Annotated in this window: 12 protein-coding genes and 1 pseudogene; 10 read left to right on the forward strand and 3 right to left on the reverse strand. The window is 29.3% G+C overall.

The genetic code is table 11. From position 1 onward, the window contains the following. Positions 1 to 4: 4 nt before the first annotated feature. Positions 5 to 220: a hypothetical protein gene (locus ACI48Q_RS08220; protein WP_474918602.1), complete on the forward strand. Its 216-nt coding sequence runs from the start codon at positions 5 to 7 to the stop codon at positions 218 to 220. 34 nt (positions 221 to 254) lie between these two features. Next, positions 255 to 1,505 carry an MFS transporter gene (locus tag ACI48Q_RS08225; RefSeq protein ID WP_474918603.1) on the forward strand — a complete coding sequence of 417 codons (1,251 nt, stop codon included), beginning with the start codon at positions 255 to 257 and terminating at the stop codon, positions 1,503 to 1,505. 212 nt (positions 1,506 to 1,717) lie between these two features. On the opposite strand, the gene ACI48Q_RS08230 is transcribed toward ACI48Q_RS08225, so the two are convergent. Together ACI48Q_RS08230 and ACI48Q_RS08235 are read right to left on the reverse strand one after the other, a co-directional pair. Beyond that, positions 1,718 to 2,185, reverse strand: a complete 468-nt coding sequence (locus tag ACI48Q_RS08230; RefSeq protein WP_474918604.1) for a GNAT family N-acetyltransferase — start codon at positions 2,183 to 2,185, stop codon at positions 1,718 to 1,720. Positions 2,186 to 2,526: 341 nt separating this feature from the next. Beyond that, a complete protein-coding gene (locus ACI48Q_RS08235) occupies positions 2,527 to 3,027 on the reverse strand; it encodes a hypothetical protein (RefSeq protein ID WP_474918605.1) in 501 nt (166 codons plus the stop codon). A 464-nt stretch (positions 3,028 to 3,491) separates the two neighbouring features. On the opposite strand from ACI48Q_RS08235, the gene ACI48Q_RS08240 reads away from it, so the two are divergent. Beyond that, positions 3,492 to 3,962, forward strand: a complete 471-nt coding sequence (locus ACI48Q_RS08240) for an NUDIX hydrolase (RefSeq protein ID WP_474918606.1) — start codon at positions 3,492 to 3,494, stop codon at positions 3,960 to 3,962. A 50-nt stretch (positions 3,963 to 4,012) separates the two neighbouring features. Here ACI48Q_RS08240 and ACI48Q_RS08245 read toward each other — a convergent pair. After that, positions 4,013 to 4,138: pseudogene (locus ACI48Q_RS08245) on the reverse strand (DNA-binding response regulator); the annotation flags it as partial. A 220-nt stretch (positions 4,139 to 4,358) separates the two neighbouring features. On the opposite strand from ACI48Q_RS08245, the gene ACI48Q_RS08250 reads away from it, so the two are divergent. From ACI48Q_RS08250 to ACI48Q_RS08280, 7 genes are all read left to right on the forward strand, one after another. Beyond that, entirely contained in the window at positions 4,359 to 5,096 is a 738-nt protein-coding gene (locus tag ACI48Q_RS08250) for a TraX family protein (RefSeq protein ID WP_474918607.1), read from the forward strand. A 179-nt stretch (positions 5,097 to 5,275) separates the two neighbouring features. After that, positions 5,276 to 5,482, forward strand: coding sequence for a hypothetical protein (locus ACI48Q_RS08255; protein ID WP_474918608.1), 207 nt, complete (start codon positions 5,276 to 5,278; stop codon positions 5,480 to 5,482). 363 nt (positions 5,483 to 5,845) lie between these two features. Then, positions 5,846 to 6,904, forward strand: coding sequence for a serine hydrolase domain-containing protein (locus tag ACI48Q_RS08260; protein ID WP_474918609.1), 1,059 nt, complete (start codon positions 5,846 to 5,848; stop codon positions 6,902 to 6,904). A 720-nt stretch (positions 6,905 to 7,624) separates the two neighbouring features. Beyond that, complete coding sequence (locus ACI48Q_RS08265; RefSeq protein WP_474918610.1) at positions 7,625 to 8,311, forward strand: response regulator transcription factor; 687 nt, start codon at positions 7,625 to 7,627, stop codon at positions 8,309 to 8,311. A 2-nt stretch (positions 8,312 to 8,313) separates the two neighbouring features. After that, positions 8,314 to 9,555, forward strand: coding sequence for a sensor histidine kinase (locus ACI48Q_RS08270; protein ID WP_474918611.1), 1,242 nt, complete (start codon positions 8,314 to 8,316; stop codon positions 9,553 to 9,555). 94 nt (positions 9,556 to 9,649) lie between these two features. Next, the gene (locus tag ACI48Q_RS08275) at positions 9,650 to 10,327 is read left to right on the forward strand and encodes an ABC transporter ATP-binding protein (RefSeq protein ID WP_474918612.1); all 678 of its coding nucleotides are present in this window, start codon (positions 9,650 to 9,652) and stop codon (positions 10,325 to 10,327) included. Between the two features lie 2 nt (positions 10,328 to 10,329). After that, positions 10,330 to 12,834 (forward strand): ABC transporter permease, encoded by a 2,505-nt coding sequence (locus ACI48Q_RS08280; RefSeq protein WP_474918613.1) that lies wholly within the window; start codon positions 10,330 to 10,332, stop codon positions 12,832 to 12,834. The last annotated feature ends 102 nt before the right edge of the window (positions 12,835 to 12,936 follow it).

Below are 12,936 nucleotides of genomic sequence, written 5' to 3' on the forward strand. Positions count from 1 at the left end.
TGTCATGAGTAATATAGATAATTATTTTAATGTATCTTTTAGCCCACAATTTTTATTGACTACTTCAATCATTAGCATAGTAATATCAATTTTTCTTATAATATTTGGCTTATTAAGAAAAAAGAAAACACACGGGAAAAGTACCGCGGCATGGGTTTGTATTGGAATTGGGGTTGCTTCAATTCTATCAAATATCATGCAAATCATATGGCGCACATAGAATTTTATATGGATGGGAAGGCGAAACGTGAAAAATGAAGACATTTAATAAAAATTTTAATTTAATGATTTTAGGACAGATTATATCACTTTTTGGAGCATCAATATTAAAATTCTCTTTATCCCTATATATACTTGATTTAACAGGTAAAGCGGAAATTTTTGCTACAATCCTAGCTATTTCAACTATACCAGTTATCATACTTTCACCAATTGGCGGCGCTATCGCAGATAGATTCAATCGTCGAAACTTAATGGTAATCTTTGACTTTTTAAGCAGTGCCATTGTTTTAGCTTTAATGATGTTTTTATTCTATGGGGATAATTCGGTGTTTTTCATAGGTGTGATAATGACGTTACTATCTATTGTAAGCACTATGTATCAGCCTACTGCTCAAGCATCAATTCCAGTATTGGTTGATGAGGACAACCTGATAAAGGCAAATGGCATGGTATCCGGTGTAAGCGCACTAACGGGAATCATCGGCCCAATTTTAGGCGGTTTATTATATGGACTTGTAGGGCTTGAAGCCATTGTAATTGTTAGCTGTATTGCATTTTTCCTGTCAGCGGTAATGGAAATATTCATACAAATACCTTTTACAAAAAAGTCCCATGGCGGGCATATTGTAACGGCAATTTTTGTGGATATTAAAGAAGGTTTAGGCTATATATTAAATAAAAACTCTTTTGTCTTAAAAACTATGTTCATTGCTGCTGGGATAAACTTATTTTTATCTCCAATGATTTTAGTAGGTGTCCCTTATATTGTGAAGATTGTAATGGGTGCCGATAGTACATTATTTGGCGTAACACAGGGGGCAATATCCTTTAGTACAATTTTAGCAGCCATGGGAATTGGAGTTATTAGTAAAAAACTAAGAATAGATAATCTGTATTTGTGGTTTGTTGCTTGTGGACTTTTATTCATTCCAATGGCATTATCCGTTAGCCTAGTTGCATTAAATTTAGGATTTTGGATACCTTTTATATTTTTCACAGTATCAGCTATGCTAATACTGTTTGCAACAACGATAGCATCAATTTTCATTACAACAACCATACAAAAAGAAACTCCCAACGAATTACTTGGTAAGGTTATGGCAATACTTTTTGCAGTAGCTACATGTGCAACTCCAGTAGGTCAAATTATTTATGGTACATTGCTGGACAGCTTTAATGATAGAGTTTACATAACGGTTTTAATTGCCGGAGCATTTACCTTGATTATGGCATTGGTTGCAAAGATAACATTAAGCTCTAAAAGAGGAAATTTAAAAGCTTAACCTGAAAATGCGGCATTTAAGGCAGCTAAATCTTCTATAGGCAATTATATCTTTAGGATATCGAAATAATTATTAATTTTATTTAAATTAAGCTCTATTAAATTTTAATGTTGATATAATTGAAATTTTAAAATAGACTTGACTCTACAACAGTAGAATCAAGTCTATTTCACTTTGATTATTACGAGGAATGAATCTTTATGAAACATCCACTATAAATAAAAACTCATAATAATAAGTTCGCCTTTTTTTCCCATTTTACGTACACCTTCATCAATATAGCCACATTTTTTATATAACGATTGTGCAGCTATATTTTTCACATTTACTGCTAATACAATTTCACTAATATGCGGATATTCTTTGCGTACAAATTCAGGTAATAACAATAATGATTGCTTAGCATACCCTTTTCCTTGATGATAATGATCCGTTGAAAATGCTCGTAATAACATAGCATTCGGATTTTCACAATAAGGTTTTACGCCTTCATTTTCGTGAAGCACAAAGAATGTAACAAGCTTATTATTTTCAATTGCTAATATAGAATGTCTATCAGCATCCACTTCTGATAATTTTACGCATTCCTTTGGTGTACCTGTAAACTGCAGCTGTTCCTCAGATAAAACATAGTTTTCAATTGTATTTTTAAATCGAACTTCATACTCAAATAATTCCATAATGTCCTCCCCAAAACTACCAATTAGTCAATAACGAACACTTAAATATTGTTTTTATATATTATACCATATATTCTAAAATATCTTTTAATTATACATATTTATTCATTAGTTAATATAAGTGTTTAAAAGCATTAGTATAAATCTAGTTGCATTAAATTTAGGATTTTGGATACCTTTTATCTTTGATAACATTAAGCTCTAAAAGAGGAAATTTAAAAGTAATATAGTGTTGATAATATTACAACTATTAAGAAAAGTCATTGTAAGACCTCCTTTAATTCACATTTTAGAAAGATAGCAAAGGAAATCATCTGTAAATCATGATCCAAATATGTAGGTTATATAATGAATTTCATTAAGAAAACAATTCCAGCAATAATTCCTGCTCCAATTACAGATAAGAGTGTTCCTTTTAAAAACCCTATAAAATGATACATATAATCCTTATAGGCAGGGTGTCCTTTAGTACCAGGCAATATCATAAAGTCAGGGTTGATTGCACAAAACATCAACCAATCAAAAATGACTAAATCAAAAATATTCCATATCATAAGAACAATGAAAGAATGCAAAAACAATGTTAAATAAGATATATTAAAACTTTCATAGGCAAAAAAAGTAGAAAAGATAAGATAAATCATTACTAATATCAACATGGGAAAAGCCATGATTAAAAATCCTTTTTTCTCATTTTTCGTTTGTTTTGTAACACTATTAACGATTTCTAAAGGATAACTTTTCATTTCAAATCTTGGATTAACTTTTAGTATCACTGAAATCCAACCACATATAATAATTGAAATTATTATACCATCTAATAAGGCTTTACTTATTACCATCAAACACGCCCCCATTTTAATAAAAATAGTATACATAACCTTTGGTTCACTATTTCTTATAAAGTATACTTAATACAGTTTATTTTATATGCTAATTATAACATTAATTTCAATATAATGTATGTAATTAAACAAATAGGGCTCTATTTCTTAAAAAAATATAATTAGTTTATGAAGATAATTTAATCTATACAAGTGATACAGAAAGAAATTCTACAAATAGGCTTAAATATAAAATAATATGAAGTTCAATTTAAACAGTTTATAAAAGAAAAGCCTATTTGTATAATGTAGGAACTTAATTACAACTTATATATTAAAGAAAATAGATGGAGAGTAAAAAGTATTTTAACTAAAGTTGTAAATGATATACAGTCTCTATTTAACACATGATACAATTAATTTACATAATTTTAAAATTTTATGAAGAGGAGATTGTTTATATAATGAACAGGAGGATGTCTATGGAAGATCAAGATATAGGATTCAGAACTAATCAAGGTTGCTTTATTTATAGGGTTGGGGCAATTATTATCAAAGACAATAAATTGCTTATGGTAAAACATGAAGATTATCCATGTTATTATACAGTCGGCGGAAAGGTTAGAATAAATGAGACCTCGGAGGAATCCGTTATCCGTGAGGTTTATGAGGAAACAGGGATTGAATTTCAAATTGATAGACTATCCTTTATCCAAGAACGATTTTTTCAAATAGCAGGGGAACATCATCATGAAATTGTCTTTTACTTCTTAATGAAAGAAAATACCAATATAGATTTATCCTGCAAAAGTTTTACGGATCAAGGTCCTAAGGAAAGTCTGCATTGGTTGCCTATCGAAAGTTTAGATAAAACGTATCTAATCCCAGAGTTTTTTAAAACAAAATTATTAGATAGTATGGTTGGTATTGAACATATTATTTCAAAAGAATAATATTGTTGATTATAAGCATAACCTTTAGTTCTTTGAACCATTATAGTATGCTGGGATTTAACCCTTGCAATTACCTCCATGGCATTAAAGGGCTTGGTTATATAGTCATCAGTTCTAGATGCTAGACCTTGAATTTTATCTAAATCCTCTGATTTTGCAGATAGGAAAATTATTGGGCATAAATAAGCTCTCTTCTATTAAATGTTGTAACATTTCAAAACATAAGCGGGTGGCATGTTAAGAAGCACTTTTTCTAGACTTACATATTTGAAATAACTAGCAATGTATTCTTAATGATATACAGTTTCTATTTAACACATGATACAATTAATTTACATAATTTTTAAATTTTACGAAGAAAAGAGTATTTATATAATTTGATTATGGAGGTTTATTATGAGTAATTTTTCAGATAAGCAAGGTTTGACCACTAATACTTTAAAAATAATAGCAATTATAGCCATGACTATAGATCATGTGGCAATGGCGTTTGTACCATCAAATACGGTAATAGGTCAGTTGCTTAGAGTGATTGGAAGATTAACAATTGCTATTATGTGCTATATGGTTGTAGAAGGTTATAACCATACACATAATATAAAAAAGTATCGGGCAAGAATGTTTATGTTCGCAATTGTTTCCCATGTTCCATATGTGTTTTTTCATACAGGTAAAATATCTTTATTTTTTGGTGAGAATAGATTTCAAACAAGTGTCATGTGGCCATTGTTTTTAGGATTAGTGTCATTATGCATCTGGGATAATGATAAATTAAAAAAGCCATATAAGATAATTTTATTGATTTTTATGTGTGTATTGGCCATGCCAGGAGATTGGAGTATATTTGCAGTTTTATTGATATGGGGATTTGGCATTTTTTATGGAAACAGAAAAAAACAGATGATTTTTTTGGGAGCGCTTGCCATATTTATAGCGTTGATAAGTGCTATCATGTTGAGTATAAGTGATACGAATCCATGGTATAAAGAAATATTTCAGTTTGGGTTATTGTGCGCAATTCCTATTTTACTGAAATACAATGGAAAGCTTGGAAAATGCAAACATATGAAATGGATTTTCTATATATATTATCCATTACATATGATTATTTTAGGTATTATAGTATATATGTAATGATATGAATTATGAGCAAGATTGTGTGAAAACTCAAAAATAATCCGTAAAGGTTGTTTTGCATTCTTCTTATATACACTGTAAACCTAGCTCCTAGCAAAAGTTAATTTAATTTTATCAATTGATTTGACTATTCCATTTCTGGTTACTATAGAGAGTTAAATGAGGAGGTTGAGAGTATGTTCAAATCATTCATAGATCCTGAAGTTGAAAAAAGAGGAGAAGAAAAGGGAATACAAAAAGGTATAGAAAGAGGAGAAAATAAAGCAAAGGAAGAAATTGCTAAAAATTTACTTCGAAAAGGAATGAATTATGATTTTGTTGTAGAAACCACAGAATTGAGTCTAGAAAAGATAAAAGAACTTGCAAGGGAAGCTATGAATTAATACGAGATAATTAATTAAATAATAGAGCAAGGAAGCTGTAACTTCCTTACTCTATTATTTTTGTACACGTATTTTATACTATAACTGCTGTAATCCAAAAACAAATAGACTGACGGGAATTACTTTAGAAACGTTTTTAAATTATGCCTTGATATTAGAGAGAAAAAAGCTTTACTGCAATTAATTATAAGTAAAATAATTATAAAAATAAGAAATATATAGAAGGAATAGAGCTTAGCATTGACGAAAAAGTACAGAAATAAATCAGAAAATCATATATAAATTGTATCTATATGTTATAATTGTAATAATATTCATGAAAAACAATCATTTTGATTTTAGATATTATAAGGGGTAATTACAATGTACAATGAAATATTATCTTTATATGAAAAATATTATAAAGAAAAAAATTTTTCTGGAGTTGGATTAGTGAAAAAAGGTGAAGATATAGTATTTGTTAATGCATATGGGTATGCTCACAGAGGTTTTAAAGTAGAAAATACAATTGATACTATGTTTGATACTGCATCTATAACAAAACTATTCACAGCAGTAGCTATTGTACAACTTGTCGATAAAAAACTTTTAAGAATTGATGATAAAATTGTAGATATTATAGATTTAAAAGGAACAAAGATTCCTAAGGATGTCACTATATTTCATTTATTAACGCATACTTCTGGGATAGCTGATGATGCAGATGAAGAAGCTGGAGAAAAATATGAGGATTTGTTTACGAATAAACCAAATTATTCTATACGGAATTGCATTGATTTTATTCCTCAGTTTGCATATAAAGAGCCTAACTTTGAAGCGGGTACCTGTGTAAGATATAATAACTGTGCTTATGTATTACTCGGACTAGCAATTGAAAAGATAACAGGTGAAGGTTACAGAGAATATGTGACTAAAAATATTTTTAATGTATGTGAAATGAATAATACTGGATTTTACTCTAAAGAGGAAAGTGAGCCCATAATAGCAGAGGGCTATTATGCAGTTTATGATGAAATGAAGAATATAGTTGGGTGGCATAAAAATATATATTCATATCCTCCAATTGGTACTGCTGATGGAGGTGCATTTACAAGCGTGGGTGACCTTGATATATTTATGCGTGCATTAAAAAATGGAAAGCTTTTATCAAAAGAAATGACGAGGGAAATAATGAGTCCTCAAAGTAAAATTGAGCAAAAATATGGTTTGGGGAAGGTAGTTAATGGCTATGGATTCCACTTTATATATGATAACAGAGGAAGATTAATTCGTATGTCGAAAGAGGGTTCAAATTCGGGGGTCGCAGCTATGTTTGCATATTATCCAGATATTGATACAACAAACATTATTTTAGGGAATCAAACTTGTAATATTTGGGAGCTTCATGGAAAAGTTGAGCAGGAAATCTTAAAAAAATTATAGACTATTTTCAAGCAATAATTTTCAATAAGTATAGATTATACCTTTTTATGGAACCACAGTATCTCATATAATTTCTAAGAATATTGCTATAAGTGCTGGCTTTTTTCCTGCATGTGCAGAAGTGTATTCAAAAAAATCAAAGAAATAGATAAAGAACTAATGCTGAACTAGATTATATGATGGAAAATACATACCCATTAGGGCACAATGGTGAGTAGTTCTCCAGATAGTTCAATATCATATATGATACCAATAGATTTGAAATAGGGACAGTATATAGATTTGATTTCACACAAATCTATATACTGTTCCTACTTTTATTTATACTATCATCCCAGAAGAGGTAAATCTTAAGAAGTTATAGTTTATAGAAATTTCCATAATGAATAATATTTTGGATAACAAAGGGTGAAGCTTAGGTATATTGTTAAAAAAATAGATTGCCAACTTTTACTTGACTCAAACAATTCAAAAACAGTAAGTTTATTAATATTATCTATTGGTATATAATATTATACTAATCCCAATATCTCTAGGAACATGAATTCCTCTGGGATTTAAATAGAAAATTATTATAGAAGATATATGTTTCTCATCAGAAGATCCTAGACGGAATAGAGAAAAAAATGAGAATAATAAAAAGTGATGAGCTGTAATATTCGTCAGATTTGCATTAAGTTTTCTATGAAATATTATAACTACATCATAAAAGGAGTCAGAATGAGTAAGATACTTGTTGTAGAAGATGATAGTACAATTTTAGGAGCATTAGAGTTTACTCTTTTAGATGAAGGATATGAGGTGACTCTAGCTCAAACCGTTGAAGCTGCCATTTATGAAATAGATAAGAATAGTTTTGATTTAATTTTGTTAGATTTAATGCTCCCAGATGGAAGTGGATATGAGATTTGTAAGAAAATAAGGCTTAATAGTGATGTTCCTGTAATATTTTTAACTGCTTGTGATGAAGAGGTTAATGTTGTTATGGGACTTGAACTTGGTGCTGATGATTATATTTCAAAACCTTTTAAGATAAGGGAGTTACTTGCTAGGATTAAGGCAAACTTAAGAAGGTATTCTAAGGAGAGTAATGATAGTACTGTTATAAAAATTGGAGATTTAGAAATTAATACAAAGGAAGCTACAGTAAAAAAGAACAATAATGATATTAATCTAACTTCAATGGAGTACAAATTACTTTTAAAGTTAATCCAAAATCCCAATACTGTTTTAAGTAGAAATCAAATTATCGAAAGTCTATGGGATGTTAGTGGTGAGTTCGTTAATGATAATACCCTTACTGTCTATATGAAAAGACTTAGAAAGAAGATTGAAGATGATATTCAAGAGCCTAAGTATATTATTACTATAAGAGGACTTGGATATAAGTGGAGTAATGGTAGATAAAGATGAATGTTTTAAGGAATAAAGAAATAAAAGCTATTATAGCAAAGGTTGTAATTATTCAGCTTATTTTTCTTGCTGCTTTATTATTTCTAATGAAATCTGATAGGGATAATGTACTTCAAGGAGTTATTGATAGTAAAGCTCAAGTCATTTATGAAATTATAGAAAAGTATCCTGAACTTGAGAAAGAAATTGCAGGACTTATTGTGATGGAAAAGAATCAAGAAGATATAGAAAAAGGGAGAGAAATTCTTTCAAGGTATGGCTATGATATTGAGATGGATTATGTATTAGAGCCCATTGTTTCCGAAGTTGAAAGAAATAGAACAGTTACCTTAATTATTTCCATAATTGCTATGATAATCTTAAGTTTACTTGTTATATATTTTGAGATGAAGAAAGTGTACACAAAGGTTCAAGAGGCCTATACATATGTTGATGGTGTTTTAAAGGGTGATGACTTAAATTCTTTAGATTATGAGGGGGAAGGAGAATTTCCTATACTAGCTAATGAAATAAATAAGATGGTGTCAGTTATTAAGAAGGACAATGAAATTATAAATAGTGAGAAGCTATATTTAAAAGAGATTCTAACTGATATATCCCATCAGCTTAAAACCCCCCTTACATCAATTAAGATGCTTACAGATATTTTAATTGATAAAGAGAATATGGATAAGAATAAAAGAATAGAATTCCTAAATAAAGTTTCTATTCAAAGTGAAAAGATGGAATGGCTTATTTATAATCTTTTGAAGATTGCAAGGCTAGATGCTGGTACTATTGAGTTTGAAAAAACTATTGTTAGCTTTGATGAGGTTATAAGTGTTTCACTAAGCTTACTTGATACTAAGCTAGGGGAGAAGGATATTAAACTTAATATAATAGGGGATAATGCAAAATTTATTGGTGATAAGGAATGGACTACAGAGGCCATTACTAATATTTTAAAAAACGCAATAGAGCACTCAAAAAGTCAGGGTGAGATTACTATCCTTAAGGAAGAGTCTATAGTTTATTCAAGACTTGTTATAAAAGATAATGGAGAAGGTATAAGTAAAAAATATTTACCACATATCTTTAAGAGGTTTTACACAGGCACAAAGTCATTAAAATCTGAAAGTATTGGTGTTGGTCTTGCTATGGCAAAATCAATTATAGAAAAACAAGATGGATACATACTAGTTAAAAGTGAAGTAGAAATGGGTACTGAGTTTGAAATTACATTTATAAGAAACTCCTGAAGCTAAGTGACTAATTTGTCACAAAAAAATTCACTTAAAGGTCATATTAGGGATTTATCATTAGAGTATAAATTGAATCAGGGAGTGATTGTAAATGGAAGTTATAAATATAGAAAATTTAAGCAAGATATATGGAAAAGGTGATAATGAAGTAAGGGCGCTTGATAATGTAAACATTACTGTAAATACAGGTGAATTTGTTGCGATAATTGGACCATCAGGTAGTGGAAAAAGTACACTTTTACATATGCTGGGAGGTGTTGATAGACAGACTTTAGGAAAAGTATCTATTAATGGAGTTGATATATCATCTTTAAACGATGAGAAGTTATCTCAATTTAGAAGAAGAAATATAGGACTTATATTTCAATTTTTTAACTTAATCCCTGTATTATCAGCTAAGGAAAATATTGAGTTACCTTTTATAATAGATGAAAGAAAAGCCGATGAGAAATACATAGGTGAACTTATTGAACTTCTTAATTTAAAGGGAAGAGAAAATCATATGCCTTCTGAATTATCTGGTGGACAACAGCAAAGAGTTGCAATAGGTAGAGCTTTAGCTTATAAACCAGCAATTATTCTAGCTGATGAACCAACAGGAAACTTAGATTCAAAAAATACAAAAGAGATAATGAAGCTTCTAAAGCTTTGTATTAGAAAGTATAACCAAACTCTTATAATAATTACTCATGATCTTAATATTGCAGCTGAGGCAGATAGAGTTGTAAGGATTGAAGATGGTAAACTTTATGAAGAGAGAGGCAACTAATTATGAGAAGCTATAGAGAGTTATCATTAAGATACCTAAAAGCTAAAAAGGGTAGAAGTTTAACTATAATATTTGGAATAATAATTTCAGTGGCTTTAATAACAGGTGTATTTGCCTTAGTAGATTCCTTTAAAGGAAATATGATACAGGATTATGAAAAAACAAGTAAGGTACATGCTAATCTTATAAGCATTAAAGGACGAGATGTTTCTAAGATAATAAATAATGTTAAGCTTGAAAAAGCATCCTTTAGCCATATATCAGGTGGACTTTCTAGTGATTATTCAGAGGATGGACATAAGTATGTATTTATTGAGGAGGTAAGTGTAGATGAAATATACTTACAGTCTTATGAAAATAGAATTAAGGAGGGAGTATTGCCTACAAAGCCAGAGGAATTAATTGTAAGTTATGATTACCTAGAAAGTATAGGTAAAAATATAGGGGATACAATAACAATAAAATTTAAGGATGCATATGATGAAAGTGAAAGAGAGCTAACTGGAAAAGTTGTAGCTACAGAAAAATCATCAAATAGTATAGTAAGGATTGTAGACGAATCATCAATAGTAGAAGATAGAGATTACATGATTAAACTTAGATATAAAAACCCTAAAGATACTGTGGATTCAGTTAATGAAATAGGTAATAGCCTTGGTATTGAAAATATAATGGCTCGAGGAATAGTAGAGGGTCCAAGTGCATATTTAAACGATAATTATCTAACTCTTTTAGGTGAAGATGTTAATAATGGTAGGCTTGGTTTAATAAATACACTTCGAAGTGTTTTGATAATTCTTGTAATAATATCAAGTGTGGGACTTATATATAACGGATTTATGATAAGTGTTAATGATAGAAATAAGGAATTTGCTTTACTTAGAGCAGTTGGTATTAGCAAAAATCAAATAAAGAGAATTGTTATAAAAGAAGCTATTATTATAGGATTAATTGGGATAGTCCTTGGAATAATTGCAGGGATTCTTGGAATTTATATTGTTTTAGCTATTGTTTCAACTATAAAAATCGAAGCTTTAGGTAGAATTAACCTTAATATTTCAGTAGCTTCAATAATAGGAAGTATAGTAGTCTCTGTTATTACCATTATGATATCTGTAGTTATACCTCTAAATAAGACAGCTAAGATTTCACCAGTAGATGGAATGAAAAATTCCTTTAGTAATAATGAAAATATAAAACTAATAAAGAGCAAAGGTTTATTTACTAGATTATTTGGAGCTGCTGGAAGTCTTGCAGATAAGAATTTAAGAAGAAATAGGGGAAGGTTTAAGTCTGTAGTATTAGGTTTTAGCTTAAGCATATTTATATTCGTTTCATTTACTTCTTTTGTAGAGATTACAAATAAAACTGTAGAAGTTCAAGACTCCGTAAGTGACTATGAACTAAAATTAAATGCAGATGCTAATGTAGAAAAGCTTATGGCTCTTGACGGTGTAAAAAATATTTATACAGAATATCAGATTTCCCATGATAGCGAAAGTGAGGAGCTACTAAATATAAATGAATATAAGCTAAATGATCATAATTTAACAGATAATTTTAAAAATATGACGTCTGAAGATGTAAGATATAGAGTGTTGAATATAGATTCTAGTGCAGTTAAAGAGAAGAATCTTGGTAAAACAAAAGTAGATTTAGAAAAGTATAAAAATGGTATAGTTCTTCAAAATAAAGCAATTGCAATCCAAGGAAATAAGAAGACTCTTGTAGATATTACAAACTATAAAGTAGGAGGTAAGGTAGATATTGAAATAAACTACAGTATTTTCGGAGAGAATCTTGAAGAGAGTACTGAGAAAATTATCACATTAAAGGATGTAGAGATTGTAGGAATAATTGAAGATGGAATTACTGTTACTGATACAATGGTTGAAAATCCAGCAATATACATGGGTGATGATTTATTTAACAAATTGGTAAGTGACTTAAAGGGTAAAAAGTCAGGTAGTAACATAGTAGTTGTTCCTGAAGATGAATTAGCTGCTGAGAAAATATATGATGAGGTTAATGAAAATGAAGAAGAATACAATGTCGTATACTTTACAAGTCAAGAAGCAACTCAAAGAGAGTGGGCTAAAATGATGCTAGTATTTAAGATTGGAGTTTACGGCTTCTTAATACTAATAACATTAATAACTCTTACAAATATATTAACATCAGTAACCTCAAGCATAGAAAATAGAAGAAAAGAAATAGCACTACTAAGATCTGTTGGAACAAGTAGAAAATTTATTAAAAAGATGATATTTATAGAGAATTTAAACTACTATTTTTACTCAATACTTTTTGGTGGAGTCTTAGGAATTATAGTATCAGCAGTAATATCAAGAGCATTTTCTTCATTATATGAGGGAATATATGTTTTTCCTATAAAGCCAATAATTATATCATCAATAATTTTATTTATATTAGTTTCTGCAATAAGTAAATATTCAATAGGTAAGCTTTGTGAAAACAATATAGTAGAAGAGATAAGAGAAGAATAGCAATTAATTAGTTAAGAAAAATAGATTCAATAAAATTTAAGGATTTGTTTTAATATAGTGTTGATAATGAACTATATATTATTACTCACAGCTTTGCATAAG

The organism is Clostridium sp. LXY-7 (assembly GCF_056172015.1).

Bases quoted from the DNA above. Each gene is read 5' to 3' on its own strand.
- ACI48Q_RS08250 (WP_474918607.1), top strand. From the start codon at position 4,359: ATGAGTAATTTTTCAGATAAGCAAGGTTTGACCACTAATACTTTAAAA.
- ACI48Q_RS08265 (WP_474918610.1), top strand. From the start codon at position 7,625: ATGAGTAAGATACTTGTTGTAGAAGATGATAGTACAATTTTAGGAGCA.
- ACI48Q_RS08230 (WP_474918604.1), bottom strand. From the start codon at position 2,185: ATGGAATTATTTGAGTATGAAGTTCGATTTAAAAATACAATTGAAAAC.
- ACI48Q_RS08275 (WP_474918612.1), top strand. From the start codon at position 9,650: ATGGAAGTTATAAATATAGAAAATTTAAGCAAGATATATGGAAAAGGT.
- ACI48Q_RS08255 (WP_474918608.1), top strand. From the start codon at position 5,276: ATGTTCAAATCATTCATAGATCCTGAAGTTGAAAAAAGAGGAGAAGAA.
- ACI48Q_RS08280 (WP_474918613.1), top strand. From the start codon at position 10,330: ATGAGAAGCTATAGAGAGTTATCATTAAGATACCTAAAAGCTAAAAAG.
- ACI48Q_RS08270 (WP_474918611.1), top strand. From the start codon at position 8,314: ATGAATGTTTTAAGGAATAAAGAAATAAAAGCTATTATAGCAAAGGTT.
- ACI48Q_RS08235 (WP_474918605.1), bottom strand. From the start codon at position 3,027: ATGGTAATAAGTAAAGCCTTATTAGATGGTATAATAATTTCAATTATT.
- ACI48Q_RS08225 (WP_474918603.1), top strand. From the start codon at position 255: ATGAAGACATTTAATAAAAATTTTAATTTAATGATTTTAGGACAGATT.
- ACI48Q_RS08260 (WP_474918609.1), top strand. From the start codon at position 5,846: ATGTACAATGAAATATTATCTTTATATGAAAAATATTATAAAGAAAAA.
- ACI48Q_RS08240 (WP_474918606.1), top strand. From the start codon at position 3,492: ATGGAAGATCAAGATATAGGATTCAGAACTAATCAAGGTTGCTTTATT.
- ACI48Q_RS08220 (WP_474918602.1), top strand. From the start codon at position 5: ATGAGTAATATAGATAATTATTTTAATGTATCTTTTAGCCCACAATTT.